Here is a 21,113-nt window from a genome sequence, read left to right on the forward strand (position 1 = left end):
CAATGCAATATAAGAACGTTTAACATTTCATCTGATTATCGAGATATTGTGATAATACTTTTAATCCTGTATCTAGCTCATCTAAGGAATGTGTGGAAGAAAGTGCAATACGTACATACTTTTCAGAGGAATCATGCCCACTTAGAAAACGATCAGAATGAAATACACGGATTCCTAGCTTATTTAAATTCGCTTCAAAACTTATTCCATTACTATGTCCATGTATTGGAAGCCAACGATAAAAACAAAGTGGATGCCCACTCGTATTTAAAGGAAAATAGGATGAATAAAGATCGTTTACGGTTTCAGCGAGCTGTTTTTTTTGATGAACGATCTCATGTGCTTTTCCAGATAAGATCAGTTCAGTGATCACCTCAACATCAAGTGAAGATGTCTTGACATTAATATTAAAAATACCATGCGAAATTTTCTCTCGTAGTGCCTCACCAAAAACCATATAAGCAACTCTCAACCCAGAACATATAGACTTTGATGTACCACAAATATATACGCTTTGTTCTGGAACTAGGTTATACATAGGTTGTTGATAATCAGCTATTATTCCAGCAGTTAAGAATGCATGAATATCATCTTCAATTAAAATTAACCGATACTTTCGTATGATTGAAGCTAATTCATGTTTTCGAATGTCAGAAATCATTACTGTGGTTGGGTTAGAACATGAAGGCATTAGGAATATTCCATGTATATTTAACTGGCTACATTGCTTTTCAAGTTCATCAGGCATCATCCCATACTGATCTCCAGGAATTGGGATTAATTGAATGTGAAGCATCTTTGCTAACTCGATAAAATTTGAAAATGTATAAAAATCGGTTGCAATTCGATTGCCTGGCTCAAATAAACTTGCCAAAGCAAGCGTCAATGCATTTTGAGTACCAGACACAATTGCTACATGTTCTTGAGCAGCTTTTATACCGAAGGCTTCCATCCAGTTAAGTGCCGCTGCCTTCTGATGTGGAATACCGGTTGGATCATTGTAATTTAATAATTGATCTAAATAGTTTTTATTGACTACTTTCTGGATAGCTTCTGTCACAATATTGTTTGTTTGTTCAAAAGATGCCACAAATCCAAGGTCAATATAGTTTGCTGTTTTATCTGTTGAAATCGTAATCGAACGGGCTGCATTTGGGGCTACAAATGTTCCGCTTCCTGTAATAGCATAAATTAAACCTTTTACCTCACATATTTTATAGGCTCGAGTAATCGTTGTAAAATTTATGTCAAGATAATCCGCTAATTCTCGTTGCGGTGGTAGCTTTGTGCCAGGGGCCAAAAAGCCATTTATAATATCTTGTTCAAGAAGGAGTGCAATTGAATGATAGTAAGGCCGTTTTAATGACTGTTTATCGGGTTTCCAAGACATCGGATAATTTTCAAATGAATTTACTGGCATAAATTTTCCACCCTTATATATTAATTCCATACAATTATATCATTTTTGTATGGAATTCTAAAAATAAGATTCATTTCCAGTTTGAGTAAGAATCTATGTAAATAAACCATACACTTTACTTGATTTAATTTTTAGAAAATTGTAATCCATACAATTAATTCGTTTTTTGTATGGATTTTGTATGTTAAATTATAATAAATTTAACGATACAGGAAGTGAGTCTATGAAAAAAGGAAACAAAATATGGATGGCATTTCGTATAGCTTTTCCACACACAGTACCAATATTAGCAGGATTTTTATTTTTAGGAATTGCCTATGGCATTTTCATGAACTCATTAGGATTTAGTGCGATTTACCCGATATTGATGAGTTTAACCATCTTTGCTGGATCTATGGAGTTTCTTGCAGCAAACCTTTTACTCATGAGCTTTAATCCGATTAACGCCTTACTTCTAACCTTAATGGTGAATGCACGACATTTGTTTTATGGTATTTCAATGCTAGATAAATATAAAGATAGCGGAAAGAAAAAGTTTTATTTAATTTTCGGACTATGCGATGAGTCTTTTTCGATCAACTATACTGCTGATATACCAAATAATGTGGATAAGAGCTGGTTTATGTTTTTTGTTACATTTCTTAATCATGTGTATTGGGTTATCGGAGCATCAATTGGAGGGATTTTTGGTTCACTTGTAAAATTCAATACTAAAGGACTTGTATTCGTAATGACTGCTCTTTTTGTTGTCATTTTCATTGAGCAGTGGAAGAAGGAGACTAAACATATAAGTGCAATAGTTGGAGTTGGACTTTCAACTATTTGTTTAATAATTTTTGGAGGAAATAATTTTATTATTCCTGCGATGCTTACAATTCTTGTGACTCTCAGTGTACTTAGAAAACCACCTGAGAAAGTTGAGGAGGTTTCAGTATGACGATGAATGTAACACAGCAAATTATTACCATATCAATGGTTGTTTTAGGTACAATACTTACAAGATATCTTCCATTTATCATTTTTCCAGCAGGTAAGCCTACACCAAAGTATGTTCAGTATTTAGGTAAAGCCCTTCCACCTGCTGTAATTGGGCTTTTAGTTGTATATTGCTTTAAAAATGTAAATGTATTTTCTGGTAGTCATGGTATTCCCGAGTTTATTGCTGTATTAGTTGTTGCCTTTCTCCATCTTTGGAAGAAAATGATGCTACTTTCTATAGCGGGAGGCACGATTATTTACATGATTTTAGTGCAATTTTTATTTTAAAAATTAAGGGGTGAAAAGGTGGAAAATTATAGATGGAGTAATAAACAAATAAGAGACCAAGTAAATGTTCTTGATGAAGTAATAAATCCTCACATCATTTTAAAAAATGCAACCTACTTAAATACATACTTGAATCAATGGATGCATGCAAATATTTGGATTTATCAAGATCGGATTATATACGTTGGAGAAAATCTTCCGGAGAACTTAGAAGGTATTGAAGTAGTAAATTGTGAAGGTCAATTTTTAGTTCCGGGTTATATAGAACCTCATTCACATCCATATCAGCTTTATAATCCACTAACTTTAGCAAAACATGCAGGTCAATTTGGTACAACAACTTTAATAAATGATAATCTAAAATTTTTCTTAGAATTGCCTACTAATGCTGCATTTGAACTATTAAATGATTTTAAAAACATACCATCAAGCATGTATTGGTGGTGCCGATTCGACGGACAAACAGAATTTCCGAATAATAATGAGATTTTTAATTCGAAAGATGTAATTTCTTGGCTCGAAAATGAATTAGTTTTACAAGGTGGAGAGCTAACTGCGTGGCCGAAGCTATTCAACGGTGATGATCAAATGCTTACCTGGATACAAGAAACAAAAAGACTAAATAAGAAAATCGAAGGACATTTCCCTGGTGCATCAGAACGTACATTAGCGAAACTAATGTTATTAGGTGCAGATTGTGACCATGAAGCAATGACAGGAGAAGAAGCAGTAATGCGTTTAATGCAGGGCTATACTGTATCACTTAGACACTCGTCAATTCGACCTGATTTAGAAGTTCTTTTAAAAGAAATTAAGGAATTAGGGATCCAAAAGTTTGATCGATTTTTCTTCACTACCGATGGTTCACATCCTTATTTTTATGAAAATGGAATGACTGACGAACTAATAAAAATAGCAATTCGTCATGAAATACCTTTAATTGAAGCTTATAACATGGCAAGCTACAATGTTGCTCGTTATTATAATTTAGAGCATTTACACGGTTCAATTGCTACAGGGAGAATTGCTAATATTAATGTATTAGAAAGTAAAGAAAACCCAACACCTATAAGTGTTTTAGCAAAGGGTCAATGGATTAAAAAAGACGGAAAAGTGTTTGATCATTATTTGCCGATCGACTGGGAAAAACATCAGTTCTCTAAACTAGATTTAAATTGGTCTCTACATAAAGAAGATTTATCTATTACAAACTCAAATGGTATTAATTTAGTAAACAATGTGATTACAAAACCTTATGTAAGCAAACTAGAATTAGATTCTGATGAGTTATCCTTCGAACATGATGAATGCTTCCTTTTAATGGTTGCAAGAAACGGCACTTGGAGATTAAATACGTTAGTGAAAGGATTTGCTCATCATATTGGAGGGTTTGCAAGTTCTTATTCAGGTACAGGGGATATTTTAATTTTAGGTAAAAGAAAGTCAGATATGTTGAAAGCATTTGAACGAATGAAAGAAATCGGTGGTGGAATGGTATTAGTTGAAGAAAATGAAGTTCTTCACGAAGTATCTCTACCATTAAGAGGAAGCATGTCTGAATTAGAATTGGAAAAATTAATTAAAATTGAGAAAAAAATGATTAAATTATTAAAAGAAAAAGGATATCAATATGACGATCCTGCTTTCACATTATTATTCTTTTCTGCAACCCATTTACCTTTTATTCGCTTAACTCCTAGAGGTTTATATGACGTGAAAAACAATAAGATTTTAGTTTCTCCAATAAAAAGGGAAGTTCCTCAGAAAATAATTTAAGGAAAAAATAAAGATTGGAGAACTAATTGTTAATGTGTAACAAATAAAAAAATAGATAGGCTTTCGTTTTAGGCATGAATCTGGAAATGTATCAGATTCATGCCTTTTTATTTATATGAGATTGAAAAACTAACCTACCTAAAGCTAAGCACAATCGATTAGATTAAATTTCTTTACACTTATTATTTATTTAAACTCACAATTATGAAAAATAAAAAATAAGAGTATACTAATCGAGATAATTTATTGATTAGAGGATGATAGGGTGATATTTCTTAAATAGTTCTAAAGTTTTTAGCGAAGGGATGAAATGATTAGTGGATCGTTCAAATGGAAGAAACGAAAAAAATAAGAAAAATAATATCCATAATTTCACAATAAATCCTGATGGAAATATTAATGAAAACTTAGAAATCATAGAATCAATTTTCCCTACTTCTGACCTTGTAAAAAAAATTCTAATTATTGATGGAAAGCCTGCACTTTTAATTTATTTATCTGGTCTTGTAAATGAACAAAAAATTGAATCATTTATTAATAATATCATTTCGCAAAAGGAAGATTTTGAGATATTCGTAAATAATAATACGGAAAGTACGATTCGAATTGGTAAAATCGAAAAATCTGTATTAGATGGTAAAAGTATTTTATTTTTAGATGGGGTCTCATCTGCTTTTATTTATTCTACTGAGAATCCACCTCATCGGCAATTCATGCCACCAAATATCGATAATTCGCTGAAAGGTTCAAGAATTTCTTTTGTTGAAACGTATCAAGCTAACATTGCCTTGCTCCGCAGATTTATTCAAAATAGAGATTTTCGAACAAAACAATCTGAAATTGGAAATGAAAATAGAAGCATCGTGTCAATCGCTTATTTAGATAATGTAGTCGATGAGAAACTCCTATTATCTGTAGAAAATAGAATTTCAGAAATAAAAGTAGATTCAGTACTAAATGCAAATCAATTGGCTCAATTAATGGAGAGAAATCAATTCTCACCATTCCCACAAATATTAACGACTGAAAGACCAGATGAAGCGGCTTCAGCTATATTAAAAGGCAAAGTCGTTTTAATTTTAGATCGTTCATCTGAAGTCATTATTTTACCTTCTGAGTTTATATCTTTTTTTACAAGTATTGATGATTATTCTTCTAGAACTTTAGTAGCTTCCTTTAATCGTCTACTTAGAATTGTGGCATTCTTTATAACACTCTATTTACCTGGGCTTTATATTGCAATCGTCTCGTTTAACTATGAAGTAATTCCATTAAAATTACTTTTTTCAGTTGGTGAGTCTCGTGCACAAGTTCCTTTTGACCCTCTATTTGAAGCAATTATTATGGAAATAACATTAGAAATGCTTAGAGAAGCTGGAATAAGATTACCTGCACCAATTAGTACAACAGTTGGGGTTGTTGGAGGAATTGTAATTGGCCAAGCTGCAGTTCAGGCAGGGATTGTAAGTAATATTATGGTTATCGTAGTAGCATTAACAGCTATTTCTTCATTTATCATTCCTAAATACGAAATGGCATCAAGTTTACGTATATTAAGATTTCCTATTATGATAATGGCATCATTATTTGGCATTTTTGGACTTATAATAAGCACGATGATCTTAATCGTACACGGATTATCATTAAAGAGTTTCAATACTTCGTATACTTCACCACTATCACCGACTATTTTTAATCAATTAAAGGATACATTTATACGAATGCCATTAAACTATCTTTGGAAAAATCAAAACAAAAAACAGTAAAAAGGGCTAATTGAATATTGGATGTGATTAGTAAATGAATGGATCCAAATTGAATATTTCTTACTATCAATTTGTTCTTATGATATTTGGAGTACAAATAGGAATTGGAATGTTATCTCTACCACATAATTTAGCTGAAAAAGCAGGAACTAGCAGTTGGATTTCAATCTTATTCGGAGGGTTAATTTCTACATTACTTAGTATGTTATATATAAAATTAAGCCAAAAAGTTCCACGCGAAAATTTTTCGTCTTTAATGACTATTTATTTAGGAAAATTACTTGGAAAAATATGTCTATTATTACTATCAATCTTTTTCTTATATGCTGGTTATTTAGTTTTAATGTTATCTGTATTATTTGTACAAGCATATTTACTTCAACATACGGGTGCTTATGTAATATTGTTCTTATTTCTGATCCCGACTTATCAATTAGTAACAGGAGGCATTCCTTTAATTGCGAAATATATTGAAACGATCTTTCCATTAGTTATTTTTTTCTTACTCATGCTATTTTTAACATTAAAAGAGCCAAACTATAAAAATCTATTACCTATAATAAAAGAAGGATGGCTACCTATTTTAAAAGCTGTACCTACAACGACAATGTCATTTTTGGGAATGGAAATAATATTCATAATCTACCCATATTTAGATAAAAAGGAAAAAGCAATGAATGGAGTAATAATCGCAAATGCGATGAGTACGTTTGCATATTTATTTGTAACAATCATTAGTTTTGTGAATGCTAGCCCATATGAAATATTAGATATTTTTACCCCAGTTATTGCTATGTTAAGTACTATAGAATTTCAATTTTTAGAGCGAATGGATGTAATTTTATTATCATTATTATTTATAGTCATTTCAAAAACATGGGTTACTTATTTTTGGGCCGGATTGGACGGATTTAATGAGATATTTAAAATAAAAAAATTTCCACTTTTTGTTTTAACGATTTTTATCATAATCACCATTTGTTCATATCTATTCATTCCAACCTTTAAAGGAATTAATTTTCAATTGAAAATTCTTTCTTACATAGGTCTTATCGTTATTTTAGGATTACCTTTAACTTTATGGATAGGTGGAATAGTAAAAAAAGTTAAGTTTAGGGTGACAACAAAGTGAAAAAGATTGCCAAATGTTTGTTAAGTGTTATGTTATTAATTGGATTAACAGGTTGTAAAGATAAAATTAATATTGAAGACATTACAATAGCACTTTTATGGGGGATTGATATAGATCAGCAAGGTGAAGTTAATATTTATATGGCAAGTCCTGTTTTCAGTAAAGATGTAAAAGAAAAAAATGAACAATTTAAAGTTAAAAGTTTATCATTGAGAGAAGCTAGAGATATTATAGATTCAAGATCAACAGGAATCACAGCTGGTGGTAAGGTACAAACTGTATTAATTGGTAGAAAAGTAATAGAACAAAAAAATTGGTATTCGTTATTAGATTTATTTTACCGAGATCCAAAGATGCGTCTTAATGCGGATCTAGTAGTAGTTAATGGTGCTGTTTCAGATATTTTTGAATTTAGTCCGAAAAATAAACCAAGATTATCAATATTTATTCCACAGTTAATAAAAACAGCAAATTTTAGAAACGTCGCTGTGCGAGTACCATTGCGTTATTTTTACAAATTGAAATTTGAAAAAGGTGTTACTCCATATGTACCAGAATTAACTTTAAAAGATGACATTATGGAAGTCAGTGGAACTACATTATTAAACAATCAAAACGAATATCGAAGGACTCTTTCATTAAAGGAAACAATGCTATTAATAATTTTACAGGATAAAAATGAAGGCCAATTTTCTATGTTTTTAGAGCCAAACCAAATTAAAAAAAATGAAAATACAATATCGAATAACAGAATTAGTTTTTTTATACTTGATATAAAAAGGAATATAATAAAAAAATATCATGATGGTAAATACCAATTTAATATCAATTTTAAATTACCGGTAGCAATAACGGAATCTCCAATAAAATTAAATGACAATTCTGAAGGAAAGTTAATAAAGGAAATAGAAAATGATTTACAAAAAGACCTAAATCTGTTTGTTAAATCCCTTCAAAATGATAAGGTGGATCCAATTGGACTCGGTCTATTTGCAAGATCATTTAAATACTCAGAATGGAAAAAAGTAGAGGATAATTGGGCTAGTGCATTTCAACAATCAAAAATTAAGGTTAAGGTTAAAATTATTTTGGTTGATAAAGGGTTATCAATGTAAAGAATTAGCTCAAAAAGAAGATGACTTCTGTTTTTACAGGTTTCATCTTTTTTATATTAAACTGATTACATATAAATCCGTTGGTCTAATGTTTAGCTAAATTAATTTACTCAGTTTCTATCGCAATTATTTTATTTTCAAAAAACTCTTTACATTTTAATGGAATTTTTGATACAATATTTTTCCGTCTGAAAATTCGGCTATTTAATTATATATAAGGAGGTTTGAAAATGTCTACACAACAATTCGAAGAAGAACTTCAATATCTAAACACAATTTTAGATGAAATGGAACGGCAGCTAACAAAACTTGAAGGAATTCCAGTTTATTCTGGTAGTGACGTAACTGAGCAAGTACTTGAAGGAATTCGAGAAAACAATCGAAGAAATCTTCGTTTAGCTAAAAATGAACCATATTTTGGTAGAATGGATTTTGAAGAAGAGCAAAAGGAAACATTACCGGTTTATATTGGAAAAGTAGGAGTATCGGACCAAGCAACAGAAAATCCAATGGTAATCGATTGGCGTGCTCCTATTGCAAGTATGTTTTATTCGTTTACAGGAGGAGATGACCCAGCTTATTATGAATCTCCTGAAGGTATTATCGAAGGCATAATCTATTTAAAACGAAACATCGTAATCCGCAAAAAAAATCTCCAACGCGTTGTAGATACATATGTTAAAGGAAATCAAGATTTATCAGTTACTGATGATTTTCTACTTTATCGTTTAAGCGAAAACAAAGACAATCGTTTAAAGGATATTGTTTCTACTATTCAATCTGAACAAAATGATATTATTCGTTCATCTAAAAATACACCTTTAGTCATACAAGGGGTTGCAGGAAGTGGAAAAACTACTGTCGCTCTTCATCGACTTGCTTTTCTGATTTATCAATACCGCGAAACATTAACGGCCGATAAAATGATTATTTTTGCACCCAACAATATGTTTCTTGATTATATTTCAAACGTACTGCCAGAGTTAGGTGTAGGTGGGATCCAACAAACAACCTTCTCAGATTGGGCATTAACTATTCTCGACTATGAAGTAAAACTTAAGGATTCATCTGAAAATCAAAAAAAGTGGTTCGCAATTGGTGCTGATCGCCTTGAAATCAATGATACTACTCCAGGGAAATGGAAAGGCTCAACCCATTTTATGAATTTTATTGATCGTTGCATGGATGATTACGAAGCCTCAGCTGTTCCTGAAAATGATTTTAAACCATGGAAAAATAAATTGATTGATAAAGAAACACTAAAAAATTGGTTTAACATAGAATACAAGCATTATCCACTTGCTAAACGAAGAGAGCGCATTATAGCAAGGCTTAAGCAATGGATTGATAATGAATTAAAGTATATTGAAGAGACGAACATAAAAAAAGAGAAAAAGAAAAAAGCAACTCAATATTTAAATACTTATATGAAGCAATGGCCAAAGCATACTGCACTTTCTTTCTATAAAACACTATTCACAAACACATCACAAGCAGATGAAATACCAAAAGATATTATTAAAACGACTTCTTTGAGTTGTAAAAAGAAAGAAATGGACCAAGAAGATTTAGCACCACTTGTCTATATACATAACCGTCTTTTAGGAATTGAGTCAAAGCAAAAATTTCATCATGTAATTGTAGACGAAGCACAAGATTTTTCAGCTTTTCAAATAGCCTTATTAAGGCAATTAACAATCGGAAATTCATTTACCATTTTGGGGGATTTATCTCAAGCCATCCACGAATATCAAGGCATCAATACATGGGATGAATTTTTAGATGTTTTTGAAGAGAAAGAAGTAAAATATTACGAATTAAATCGAAGCTACCGCTCTACAATGGAAATAATTCACTTTGCTAACGAAATTATTAAAAAGGCCAATATACCTGTTAGCCTAGCTAATCCAGTATTTCGTAGTGGTGAAAAAGTAAAAATAATAGAAGTGAATCAAACAAATCGCATTCAAAAAATAATCAAATCAATTGAACATATGAAAAAAGATAATATGGATACGATTGCAATTATCGGGCGTACAGAGGATGAGTGTGCAATATTGCATAAAGCCTTATCAGACGCAGGGCAAGAATCAACCTTTATTCATGCTAAACAGAGAAAATACGAAGGTGGTATTTCTGTGGTACCAGTTTATCTCTCAAAAGGATTGGAATTTGATGCCGTACTGCTTGTCGACGTAGATGATCAGCATTACGAAGAGACTAAACAAAACGCTAAACTGCTTTATGTAGGTTGTACCCGTGCACTCCACAATTTATTAGTATTCTACTCAGGAAATAAATCTCCGCTTCTTGAGAATATTAGTGCACCAGAAGAATAACACGAAGTTTTTCGTTAATGGAAAATATTTACTTTAGAACAGTTTCAATTGTTTATATAATGAGTGTCCCCTTAAGCATTAGGGGGCTTTTTTTTGTAAAGAAAAAGGGGAATCGCAATTAAAAATAGAGAATCGCAAATAAAAATGAAGAATCGCAATTAAAATCTAAAATCACCAATCCCGACAAGGAATAGCAGTCTAAATGGATCCTATTTTAGTTCATTTCAAATGGAAAACATCAAATTTGCTTTTATTCTATTTGATTCGAACAAAAAATGAGAAAAATCAGCTACTTTTCAATAAAATGAACGATAATATCTATTACAAAAAAGAAATGTAATACTCGATTACCCTTCAGATAAGGAAAGAAAGTCGAACGACAAAAAAAAGGTTCGAAGATCAGCGGTTATGATTATGTATATAAAAGTGGAGGATCTTATTGGGGGTCATATTATGTTCAGTTAATACTGTTCAAATTAATTAATCGAAAATCGATAAAACCTTAGATTTATACTTTTTAAAATTAAACTCCGGTTCATAGTCCTTACATAATTTTCCATATAAATCCTGAAATATGGTATTTCTTACTCATTTCAACTTGAATATTAGTCTATTAATATTAAGGTAATAACTAAAAAAGTGGGTGACGATCATCGAAGCAAATGAAGAAGTTGTATTATGTTTAAGGGATTTGAGAAAGGATTATGGAGCAAAATCAGTTTTAAAAGGGATTGATTTAACCGTAAATCGTGGACAAATTATCGGCTATATAGGACCGAATGGAGCTGGTAAGAGTACGACTATTAAAATATTATTGGGGCTAGAAGGGGACTATTCTGGTAGAGTAGAAATTTTTGGCGAAGAGGTCACTGTTCAAAGTGTGGAATATAAAAAGAAGATTGGCTATGTACCTGAAATTGCCGAGCTATATGATAATCTTACGGCTAGAGAGTATTTAACTTTTATTGGTGAGTTGTATGGAATGGAATTTAATGAGGCGGATGAAAAGGCTGCAAAACTAATGAAGGTCTTTGGGTTGGAGGAAGTTTATTTATCACGAATTGCTTCTTTTTCAAAAGGAATGAGGCAAAAAGTCCTGATTATTTCTAGTTTAATCCATAATCCAGACCTATTGTTTTTAGATGAGCCACTCAGTGGACTTGATGCAAATAGCGTAATGGTATTTAAAGAAATACTAGATATTCTAGCAGCTAATGGAAAAACTATTTTTTACTCTTCACATATTATGGATGTTGTTGAGAAGATTAGTAACCGAATTATACTAATCAATGACGGTAAAATTGTAGCAGATGGTAGTTTTAAAGAATTAAAGGAACAAAATGTAGAAGGATCGTTGGAACAAATTTTTAATCAGCTCACAGGATTCAATGAGCACCAAGCATTAGCTGAGGAATTTGTTTCCATCGTAAAAGGGGGGTAAAAAGTGAAAGACTTCCCAATGTTAAAAATCTTAGATTTATTCCGGCCTATATTTGAATTATTTGGTATCGAGTTTCCAATCATGCGGAAAATTTTAGTTGTTAAATTAACAATGGATAGCCGTAGGACACCGACAATTTTTAATCAAAACAACAAGAAAAAACATAAGGATGAAGATAATGGCATAATAAAATCCTTAGGAATGTATGTGTTACTAAGTCTTATGCTCATTCCTTTAGTGATTTTTGGAAAAAGTTACATCTTTAGTATGAGTGCTTTTTTCGGAGTCGTTATGTTTCTCGTGATGACATCGATGATTTCCGACTTTTCGAATGTTTTACTAGATATTAAAGATAAAGGGATTCTTCATACGAAACCGATTGCAAAAAAGACAGTTACCGCCGCAAAAACTGTACATATATCAATCTATCTGTTATTAATAACCGCATCCCTAACTGCTTTGCCAATAGTTGTTGGTACATTTAAGCATGGATTTTTGTTTTTAATAATGGCAATTTTTGAACTTATTCTTCTCAATTTATTTATTGTCGTCTTAACCTCGATTATTTATTATTTTATATTACGATTTTTTGATGGTGAAAAACTAAAGGATATAATTAATTACGTTCAAATTGGCCTATCAATCTCAATATTAGTTGGGTATCAGCTCGTTGGTCGAGCTTTTAGCTTAGTTAATTTAGATATAAAATTTTCTCCAAGTTGGTGGCAATTTCTAATCCCACCTATTTGGTTTGGGGCTCCCTTTGAGCTAATTTTAAATCGTCACTCGAGTATCTATCTTACATGTTTTTCCTTATTGGCAATCATAATTCCTATTATTGCAATCGGAGTGTATAACGCAATGATGCCTTCGTTTGAAAAAAATCTTCAAAAATTAACAAATAATAGTGGGATCGTCAAAAAAAAGGAAAGCAAATGGAAAAATTGGCTATCTAGCGTAATTTGTAGTAGTAGTGAAGAGAAGGTGTTCTTTAGATTTGCAGATCTAATGATGCGAAATGAAAGGGAATTCCGTTTAAAGGTATACCCATCCTTAGGATTATCAATTGTTCTACCGTTCGTTTTTTTATTTAATCAATTACAATTGTCTTCGTATCATCATCTTGCATCAGGTAAAAGTTATTTAACAATCTATATGTCTTGTTTAATTATCCCAAATGCAATCGCAATGTTAAAGTATTCTGGTAAATATAAAGGAGCATGGATTTATAAAACTGCACCAGTATCAAATCTTGCTCCATTATATAGCGCAACTTTAAAAGCATTTATTGCGAATCTATATTTCCCTGTATATATTATTTTAAGTTTAATATTTATTGGTATTTTTGGCATTAAAATCATTCCACATATATTGGTTGTATTTGTCAGTTCAATATTGTATACAGTGATCTGTTCAAATTATCTTAAAGGAACGCTGCCATTTTCTGAATCGTTTGATGATGCACAAGCAAATTCTGGAATTAAAATCTTTATTGCAATGATCATAGGAGGAATTTTAGCATTAATTCATTATGGTATAACTTTTATTCCATTTGGTGTATTTATTTACTTACTAGTGTTAATTATTGTAACTTTCATTTCATGGAAGCAGGCATATAAAACGATTTGGAAGTATTGAAATAAAAAAATGTGGGATAATTATTTCATAATAAAAAGTAGAAGGCAAATGCTTTCTACTTTTTTTATTTATGGACTTATTGAGTGATTAAACTGGAAATTTTACTAGCGATCACTACTAAGCAGTTAATTAGTACTTTATGCAAGAGTGGGATATTATGGGAGTGTACACTTATTAGAATGTTTATGAAGGGAAGTTGACTATGTCAAATTTATTCAAACCGTTTAAATACAAAGGATTAGAATTAAAAAATCGAGTTGTAATGCCGCCTATGTGTCAATATTCAGTTCATTTAAAGGATGGAATTCCAACTGATTGGCATTTTGTTCATTATACTAGCCGTGCAATTGGTGGTACGGGTTTAATTATAATAGAAATGACTAATGTTGAAGACCGAGGTCGTATTTCAGATTATTGCTTAGGGATTTGGAGCGATGAGCATACTTCTGCTTTTAAGCGTATTATTGATGAGTGTCATAAATACGGTGCAAAAGTAGCGATTCAGATTGCTCATGCGGGCCGTAAAGCTGAGGATGCGCCAAACCCAGTATCATCATCACCAATCGCTTTTAATGAGAATTCAAAAACTCCACATGAGTTAACGACTAATGAAGTTAAAGAAATGGTCGAAAAGTTCAAAAAAGGTGTAGAGCGTGCAGTACTTGCTGGTGTGGATACAATTGAACTTCACGGAGCACATGGCTATTTAATTCACCAATTTGCTTCTGCATATACAAACCATAGATCAGATGAATACGGTCAAGATAAGTTTTTATTTGGGAAAGAAGTCATCAAAGCTGCTAAAAGCGTAATGCCAGAAGATATGCCACTGATTATGCGAATATCTGCAGTAGAATATGTAGATGGAGGCTATGATCTCGATTATTCAACTGAAATGGCTAAGGCATTCCGTGATGCTGGTGTGGATATTTTCCATATTTCTTCTGGTGGTGAAGGTCCAATTGGTTCTGGAGGAAGACCTGGTTCGCATCCTGGTTACCAAGTTAAATTAGCTGAACATATAAAACAAGAAGTTAATGTTCCTGTCATTGCAGTCGGAAAATTAGATGATGTTAACGTTGCAGAAACTGTTCTTGGTAATCAAGAGGCTGATTTAATTGCTGTAGGTCGTGGAATGTTAAGCAATCCTTATTGGGCAAACAATGCTTCAATAGTACTTGACGGAAAACCACTTACTCCTAAGCCATATGAAAGAGCTTATTAATTAAATAGTAGATAAATTTTTCAGACATGGGGCAAGTATATTCATACTTGCCCTGCTTGTCGTTTTTTTGTTGTTTGGAAAAAATAGCGTTCATTTGTATAATAATTCAATTCATAAACAAATAGATTTTTGAAATCTATACAATATTTACTATAATATAGGTAAAGAACAGACGGGTGGTGAGCGGACTGGCTATGAACAAAGAAGAGCAGGTTTTAATGGGTTTCAGGGAACTATATAACAAAATGTCTTGGCTTAATAAGGTTAAGATGGAAGTCGGTCTTAATGGTCATAAATCTTCAGAAGTACATTGCATCGAATCAATTGGTAGAATTGTTGATCCTAATGTAACAAAACTTGCGGAGTCTTTATATATGACAAGAGGAGCCATAACAAAAATTACTAAAAAACTGATGCAAAAAGAACTAATTGAAAGCTACCAAAAGCCGGATAATAAAAAAGAAATCTATTTTAGGCTTACAGAGCAAGGTAAAGAAATTGACAAAGTCCATGCTGAACTACATCAAGAATTTCGTGAACGAGATAAAGTTGTATTTGAACAAGTAACCGAGGAACAATATGATAGCATGCTTCATTTTATAGAAAAATATAATGTACATTTGGATACGGAAATAAAGAAACAAGGTATAGAACTTAAGTCAGAATAAAGTAAAGTAGCAATAAAATAATGGAAACAAAGGCAGCCAGCTTAATTGAAAAGGCTGTTTTTTTATTTCGATTTTTTGTTGACGAGGAAACAAAATGGCGATATGATAAATATGTTTCCAAGGAAACTAAAATGCGATTCTTGAAGGGAGAACTTGATGGTCAAATCTAATTCACTCGATGAAATGAAAATAAAACAATCAATAGATAAAAAAGCGTTACTATTCGGACTTATGTCAGTATTTCTATGCGGATTAGGGTTCAGCATTATTGCACCCGTCGTCCCATTCTTAATAAAACCATATGTTAGTAATCCAAAAGATCAAGCTATTTTTGTTACGATGCTAAATTCTGTTTATGCAATCTGCGTGTTTTTTGCAGCACCAGGACTTGGAGCGTTAAGCGACAGATATGGTCGTCGTCCATTACTTTTAGTATGCCTTTTAGGTTCAGCTATTGGATACTTTGTTTTTGGTATTGGAGGAGCACTTTGGGTACTATTTGCTGGACGCATAATAGAAGGAATAACAGGTGGAAGCATAAGCACGATTTTTGCCTATTTTGCAGATATTACACCACGAGAACAACGCACTAAATATTTTGGGTGGGTCAGTGCAGTTTCAGGAGTGGGGGTTGCTATTGGGCCAACATTAGGTGGATTACTTGCCAAGTTTGGCTATTCAGTACCGATGTATTTTGGTGCAGTTATTACTTTATTAAATTTCGTCTTTGGATACTTTTATATGCCTGAGAGTCTAAAAAAGAAGAATAGACTGAAAAAGATTACATTTGAAAGGTTGAATCCTTTTACACAACTTGTTAACGTACTTTCTATAAAAAATTTAAGTAGACTTCTTGTTTCAGCATTTTTACTTTGGATACCTAACGGATCATTGCAGTCAGTATTTTCACAATTCTCAATGGATACTTTCAATTGGGAGCCTGCAGCTATCGGACTTATGTTTTCGATTTTGGGTGTGCAGGACATTATTTCACAAGGATTTATTATGCCTAAACTGTTAAGGAAGTTTAGTGATGTACAAATAACAATTCTTGGAATGGTTTCGGAAGTTTTAGGCTATATTCTTTTTGCAGCTGCAGCTATATTTACATTTTATCCTCTATTTATCATTGGAATGGTTATCTTTAGTTTTGGAGATTCGATCTTTGGTCCTTCATTTAATGGAATGCTCTCCAAATCTGTCGACTCAAGTGAACAAGGAAGAATTCAAGGAGGTAGCCAATCTATTCAATCACTAGCGAGAATAATTGGTCCAATCATTGGAGGTCAAATCTATGTCTCGCTTGGTCATGCCGCACCTGCTATAATGGGGGTCATTCTTATTTCAGCATCAATACCAGTTTTGTATAAGGTATCGTTTATAAAAGGATAAATTATGCCTTGAATGAATTTACGAACAAAAAGGATTTTGAAACGGATCGAATTCGTTTCAAAATCCTTTTTAATTAGTTTGAAGATTATAGGCTTAAATAAAAAATATTATTTAATGAACAATCTTATTTTGAATCTAATTCATTAAAAAATGGTTTGTTCGCGTAAAAATACATAACCGCCATCATAAATTCTCCACCTATAAGATTTCCAATTGTAACTGGAATTAGATTATGAAGAATTCCTGTAAATGAAATCGTATTAGGATGATGAATTACAAGTGCAATCGCAAAAGAACACATATTTGCAATGCTATGCTCATAACCAGACATAAAGAAGCAAAATACGAATAACATCATAGCTGTAATTTTTGTTCCATTTTCTGTCTCTCCAAAAGCCATAGGGATAAAAAAAGCAAGGCACACAAGCCAATTACATAAGATCCCTCTAGCAAACAAATGAAAAATGGAATTATCAATTTTATGTTCAACAACTGATAGTAGAAACGCGCTTGAGTCAGGTGCGTCAAATAGTCCAGTAGTATAAATGATAAATGCAAATAAACAGGCACCTAAAACGTTTCCGATATAACTGTATATTAGAAGTTCAAAAACTTTGGGCCACTTCATTTTATCCCGTAATGCAGTATACGTATAATAAAACGTATTTCCAGTGAATAGATCTCCTCCACCGTACCAAATCAAAACTATTGCAGAACCAAAGGTCAATGCTGCAATTGGATAAGCAACAGGGGAATTTGCTAAGAAAAACCCATTACCTGTTTTAAATGCTACCATTACACCAAAGCCTATAAACATACTTGCTAGCATACTTCTTAATACATAGCGTAAATGACTTTGTTCAAATATTTTTAATTTCTTTAAGGCCAATTTTTCAACTTCTAATAATGGTTTAATTTCCATCTAATCACCCCTTATTAATTTGAGGTTAAAGATTAAGAAATATACGAAATTGTTAGTATGAATAAGAATCTAATAATCTCTATAAACAAGTTTGGAATTATTGTCGGTGTTCTTCACAAAAACAGAGAGTATTGATTTAGATCAGCAAATGATTGGATTTTATAAAATGAGCGCTCAATTTCGTACTTTTGTATATTTTTATAGTATAATTTAATTATTAAGAATTTTCCGCTAGTATCATGTATTCATGCGTTTCTTTATTTCTTTTTTTAAAAGTAAAAGGATTTGAAACTGATTGGAAAAAGCTTTTTATAAAGAGAAAAGATTATATTGGGGGAGTTAGTTTGAAAGAGGTTATTGTAAGACCATATACATTTGAAGATGCAGAAGCAAAGCTTGAGCTTCATCAAGAAAATAAAGATCATTTTGAAAAATGGTCGCCTACGTTAAGAAAAGACGACTTCTATACAGTAGAAGGACAATTAAATACGATCAAAGAGTTTATGGAAAAAAGTGCGGAAGATGCTCGGTACGATTTTGCCATTTATGTAAAAGATGATGATGCTACTACTTTAATAGGAGAAGTTCAGTTTATATTTGTTACAAGAGGTCCTAAACAAAGTTGTATGGTAGGCTATCAAATTGGAGAAAAATTTAATGGTCAAGGATATATGACAAAAGCTTTAAACGCGGCTCTAAAAATCGCTTTTGAAGAATTGAAATTTCACCGTGTAACTTCAGAAGTTAATCCAGAAAACTTAGCTTCTTTACGAGTACTTGAAAAAGTTGGATTTGTGAAAGAAGGTTACTATCGAAAAAATTTAAAAATTAGAGATCAGTGGTATGACCATGTTTGCTTGGCAATTTTAGAGGAAGAGTTTGCGGAAAAGATCGCACATAGTTAAAAATACTTTTAAAAGATAGACAGTTTAGCTGTTTATCTTTTTTTGTTGAACAAATACTTAAAATTGTTGTTTTTAAATACGTTTAATTGATAAAAATCTTGTAGAAGGAAACAAATAATAATAGAGAGATTCGAATTTTAAATATTGCATATAAAGGATTTTTTCGAAATGAAGAAATATAATTTGAATCAAACAAGCAGTAGTATGGGTAGTAAATTTAAAATATCATTAGATAATACTTTCCTTTTTCGGTATGTATATTTTGTAAGTTTAATTTTAGTACCTTTGCTAAATTATTTTGTATATGGATTAACTGACATAGAATTATATCCACTTTACCATGTTGAGTCGATTCTTTTAGGTCTAGGATTTTGGAATAAGCCTAAATCTTTTTTGTTTCTTAATTTAACTGTTATCATATTTGTTCGATTGTATTTTACAGACTCAATCTTAAATGTACAAAATTTTATTATTTTGTTCTTTGTGTTTTCAATTGGAACACTTTTATCTGTTGAACTCGTAAAAAACTATTTGAAAACAAATAAAAAAAAGTTAGATGTGATTATCTCTTTAGCTAAAACGCTTGAATCAAAAGATCCATATACAAGAAATCATTCTGAAAATGTAGCAAGATATTCTCTTTTAATTGCTATGGAAATGAATTTTACTGAAAAGCAGTGTCGAGCATTGTATATTGGAGGTTTGCTTCACGATATTGGTAAGATTGGTATTCCAGAACATATTTTATTTAAAAACGGTCGTTTAACAAAAGAAGAATTTGAGGTAATTAAAGATCATCCAATAATCGGTTACAAAACAATGGCCCACATTACTTCTTTTATCGAAAATGGAGTATTAGATATGGTATTGTATCACCATGAGCGAATTGATGGGAAAGGCTATCCATTCGGCCTCAGTGGGGAAGAAATTCCAATTGTTGCAAAAATCACAGCAATTGCTGATACATTCGATGCAATGACTTCAAATCGAGTTTATCGAAATAAGCTAAACTTTGACTCGGTAATAAATGAAATAACGATCAATAAAAACTTACAATTTGATTCAGATATTGCTGACACTTTCTTGAAAATTTTACAAAGAGAAGGCCCAAATATCTTAACAAAACAAATCGATGAAAATGTAAGAAGAAATTTATTGATCGGACATTAAATAATTTGATTTCAAGAAACGGCTGATTTTAAATAATTAGCCGTTTTTTTTGATGGAATTTACTAACTATAAGAAACGCTCTAATTTGCACTTCCACCTTTATTTCAGTTACTCATTCTTGTAATTCTTTTCAATAAATCTAAAAAAAAGAGCCCATAAATTGTTACACTTTCTATCTGTATACAATTAAAAAAACAAGAATTTAACAAATCATTTTATTGTAGTGTTTCGAGAGTTTACGACAATATTTCCAGATATTACAAAATTTTAACAATAAAAATAAAGGGATTTTGGCAATTATTATCTAATTAGTAAGAAAGGCAGTTTTTATACTCTCTTTTCTAATTTCGATAATTTATTTTTTTGTAGGATGTCCAGAGTAAAATTATAGTGAAAAAAGAGGAGTGGTAGGGATGAATTTCTATATTTTATCAGAAGAACATGAAAACCAAAATATTCATTATTATTGTATCGCTGCAGGTAGCCATCGCTACGACTTTGCAGTTATCTTTTCAGAAAAATTTCTCGGGAAAGCAATGGTAATCTCGATCCAAAGTGGAAGAATGGTCTTACTTTGTAGAGAAGATATTGACCGCCCAGAACATTGGGATCAAAAACTTGGCATTGCAACAGAAGACATCTCAGAACTTGAAATGTTTTTTCATTCAATCTTGGACCAAAAATTGTTTAGTGATCAATATTAGAAGTAAGAGTCTCCGATTTTTTCGGGGGCTCTTTTTATGTAATAAAAAAATACATATTTAATAGAAGAATCTATGGAAAAATGTTTCACACTAAAAAAATTTACGACTTTAAACGCTACAATTATTTTATTTTAATTAAAAATTAAAGTACTGCAATAAAAGCATTCCGTTTTTGAATGTTTTTTAGTAGTTCTTTATTCCTATCTTGATTTCAAAAAGGTAGGTATTTACATG

At 31.6% G+C, this 21,113-nt stretch carries 18 protein-coding genes; 16 read left to right on the plus strand and 2 right to left on the minus strand.

Annotated features, from left to right (window positions below; all coding sequences use genetic code 11):
* Positions 1 to 19: 19 nt before the first annotated feature.
* The gene (locus tag CN692_RS06250) at positions 20 to 1,420 is read right to left on the minus strand and encodes an aminotransferase-like domain-containing protein (protein WP_098118293.1); all 1,401 of its coding nucleotides are present in this window, start codon (positions 1,418 to 1,420) and stop codon (positions 20 to 22) included.
* A gap of 181 nt (positions 1,421 to 1,601) precedes the next feature.
* Between CN692_RS06250 and azlC the strand changes: the two genes are divergently transcribed.
* From azlC to CN692_RS06310, 13 genes are all read left to right on the plus strand, one after another.
* Positions 1,602 to 2,357 (plus strand): azaleucine resistance protein AzlC, encoded by a 756-nt coding sequence (azlC, locus tag CN692_RS06255; protein ID WP_257143977.1) that lies wholly within the window; start codon positions 1,602 to 1,604, stop codon positions 2,355 to 2,357.
* Entirely contained in the window at positions 2,354 to 2,686 is a 333-nt protein-coding gene (locus CN692_RS06260) for a branched-chain amino acid transporter permease (RefSeq protein ID WP_098118295.1), read from the plus strand. The genes azlC and CN692_RS06260 overlap by 4 nt, the downstream gene beginning before the upstream one ends.
* A gap of 18 nt (positions 2,687 to 2,704) precedes the next feature.
* Entirely contained in the window at positions 2,705 to 4,462 is a 1,758-nt protein-coding gene (locus tag CN692_RS06265; protein WP_098118296.1) for an adenine deaminase C-terminal domain-containing protein, read from the plus strand.
* A 317-nt stretch (positions 4,463 to 4,779) separates the two neighbouring features.
* Positions 4,780 to 6,228: a spore germination protein gene (locus CN692_RS06270; RefSeq protein WP_098118297.1), complete on the plus strand. Its 1,449-nt coding sequence runs from the start codon at positions 4,780 to 4,782 to the stop codon at positions 6,226 to 6,228.
* 34 nt (positions 6,229 to 6,262) lie between these two features.
* On the plus strand, positions 6,263 to 7,360 hold the full coding sequence (locus tag CN692_RS06275) for a GerAB/ArcD/ProY family transporter (protein ID WP_098118298.1): 1,098 nt from the start codon (positions 6,263 to 6,265) through the stop codon (positions 7,358 to 7,360).
* Complete coding sequence (locus CN692_RS06280) at positions 7,357 to 8,475, plus strand: Ger(x)C family spore germination protein (protein ID WP_098118299.1); 1,119 nt, start codon at positions 7,357 to 7,359, stop codon at positions 8,473 to 8,475. Before CN692_RS06275 ends, CN692_RS06280 begins: the two co-directional genes overlap by 4 nt.
* Before the next feature lie 230 nt (positions 8,476 to 8,705).
* Complete coding sequence (locus CN692_RS06285; RefSeq protein WP_098118300.1) at positions 8,706 to 10,814, plus strand: HelD family protein; 2,109 nt, start codon at positions 8,706 to 8,708, stop codon at positions 10,812 to 10,814.
* Positions 10,815 to 11,457: 643 nt separating this feature from the next.
* Entirely contained in the window at positions 11,458 to 12,255 is a 798-nt protein-coding gene (locus CN692_RS06290; protein WP_257131812.1) for an ABC transporter ATP-binding protein, read from the plus strand.
* Between the two features lie 3 nt (positions 12,256 to 12,258).
* Complete coding sequence (locus CN692_RS06295; protein ID WP_098118301.1) at positions 12,259 to 13,893, plus strand: hypothetical protein; 1,635 nt, start codon at positions 12,259 to 12,261, stop codon at positions 13,891 to 13,893.
* A 202-nt stretch (positions 13,894 to 14,095) separates the two neighbouring features.
* Positions 14,096 to 15,118 (plus strand): NADH:flavin oxidoreductase/NADH oxidase, encoded by a 1,023-nt coding sequence (locus tag CN692_RS06300; RefSeq protein ID WP_098118302.1) that lies wholly within the window; start codon positions 14,096 to 14,098, stop codon positions 15,116 to 15,118.
* A gap of 194 nt (positions 15,119 to 15,312) precedes the next feature.
* Positions 15,313 to 15,786, plus strand: a complete 474-nt coding sequence (locus tag CN692_RS06305; protein ID WP_098118303.1) for a MarR family transcriptional regulator — start codon at positions 15,313 to 15,315, stop codon at positions 15,784 to 15,786.
* A 20-nt stretch (positions 15,787 to 15,806) separates the two neighbouring features.
* Positions 15,807 to 15,956 carry a hypothetical protein gene (locus tag CN692_RS26045; RefSeq protein ID WP_179874376.1) on the plus strand — a complete coding sequence of 50 codons (150 nt, stop codon included), beginning with the start codon at positions 15,807 to 15,809 and terminating at the stop codon, positions 15,954 to 15,956.
* Positions 15,943 to 17,178, plus strand: coding sequence for an MFS transporter (locus tag CN692_RS06310; protein ID WP_098118304.1), 1,236 nt, complete (start codon positions 15,943 to 15,945; stop codon positions 17,176 to 17,178). Before CN692_RS26045 ends, CN692_RS06310 begins: the two co-directional genes overlap by 14 nt.
* A gap of 124 nt (positions 17,179 to 17,302) precedes the next feature.
* On the opposite strand, the gene CN692_RS06315 is transcribed toward CN692_RS06310, so the two are convergent.
* On the minus strand, positions 17,303 to 18,100 hold the full coding sequence (locus CN692_RS06315) for a formate/nitrite transporter family protein (RefSeq protein ID WP_098118305.1): 798 nt from the start codon (positions 18,098 to 18,100) through the stop codon (positions 17,303 to 17,305).
* 344 nt (positions 18,101 to 18,444) lie between these two features.
* Between CN692_RS06315 and CN692_RS06320 the strand changes: the two genes are divergently transcribed.
* The 3 genes from CN692_RS06320 to CN692_RS06330 all read left to right on the plus strand — a co-directional run bounded on the left by CN692_RS06320 (position 18,445) and on the right by CN692_RS06330 (position 20,879).
* Complete coding sequence (locus CN692_RS06320) at positions 18,445 to 19,005, plus strand: GNAT family N-acetyltransferase (RefSeq protein WP_179865679.1); 561 nt, start codon at positions 18,445 to 18,447, stop codon at positions 19,003 to 19,005.
* Positions 19,006 to 19,173: 168 nt separating this feature from the next.
* A complete protein-coding gene (locus CN692_RS06325) occupies positions 19,174 to 20,175 on the plus strand; it encodes an HD-GYP domain-containing protein (RefSeq protein WP_098118307.1) in 1,002 nt (333 codons plus the stop codon).
* 413 nt (positions 20,176 to 20,588) lie between these two features.
* Complete coding sequence (locus CN692_RS06330; protein ID WP_098118308.1) at positions 20,589 to 20,879, plus strand: SAV0927 family protein; 291 nt, start codon at positions 20,589 to 20,591, stop codon at positions 20,877 to 20,879.
* The last annotated feature ends 234 nt before the right edge of the window (positions 20,880 to 21,113 follow it).

The organism is Bacillus sp. AFS002410, from assembly GCF_002556365.1.
In the GTDB taxonomy this organism is placed as follows: Bacteria; Bacillota; Bacilli; order Bacillales; family Bacillaceae_G; genus Gottfriedia.

What these genes read in the sequence shown, in the direction of transcription:
- CN692_RS06250 (WP_098118293.1), bottom strand. Translation starts at nt 1,420, where the DNA reads ATGCCAGTAAATTCATTTGAAAATTATCCGATGTCTTGGAAACCCGAT.
- azlC (WP_257143977.1), top strand. Translation starts at nt 1,602, where the DNA reads ATGTTAAATTATAATAAATTTAACGATACAGGAAGTGAGTCTATGAAA.
- CN692_RS06260 (WP_098118295.1), top strand. Translation starts at nt 2,354, where the DNA reads ATGACGATGAATGTAACACAGCAAATTATTACCATATCAATGGTTGTT.
- CN692_RS06275 (WP_098118298.1), top strand. Translation starts at nt 6,263, where the DNA reads ATGAATGGATCCAAATTGAATATTTCTTACTATCAATTTGTTCTTATG.
- CN692_RS06285 (WP_098118300.1), top strand. Translation starts at nt 8,706, where the DNA reads ATGTCTACACAACAATTCGAAGAAGAACTTCAATATCTAAACACAATT.
- CN692_RS06300 (WP_098118302.1), top strand. Translation starts at nt 14,096, where the DNA reads ATGTCAAATTTATTCAAACCGTTTAAATACAAAGGATTAGAATTAAAA.
- CN692_RS06305 (WP_098118303.1), top strand. Translation starts at nt 15,313, where the DNA reads ATGAACAAAGAAGAGCAGGTTTTAATGGGTTTCAGGGAACTATATAAC.
- CN692_RS26045 (WP_179874376.1), top strand. Translation starts at nt 15,807, where the DNA reads ATGGAAACAAAGGCAGCCAGCTTAATTGAAAAGGCTGTTTTTTTATTT.
- CN692_RS06310 (WP_098118304.1), top strand. Translation starts at nt 15,943, where the DNA reads ATGGTCAAATCTAATTCACTCGATGAAATGAAAATAAAACAATCAATA.
- CN692_RS06315 (WP_098118305.1), bottom strand. Translation starts at nt 18,100, where the DNA reads ATGGAAATTAAACCATTATTAGAAGTTGAAAAATTGGCCTTAAAGAAA.
- CN692_RS06325 (WP_098118307.1), top strand. Translation starts at nt 19,174, where the DNA reads ATGAAGAAATATAATTTGAATCAAACAAGCAGTAGTATGGGTAGTAAA.
- CN692_RS06330 (WP_098118308.1), top strand. Translation starts at nt 20,589, where the DNA reads ATGAATTTCTATATTTTATCAGAAGAACATGAAAACCAAAATATTCAT.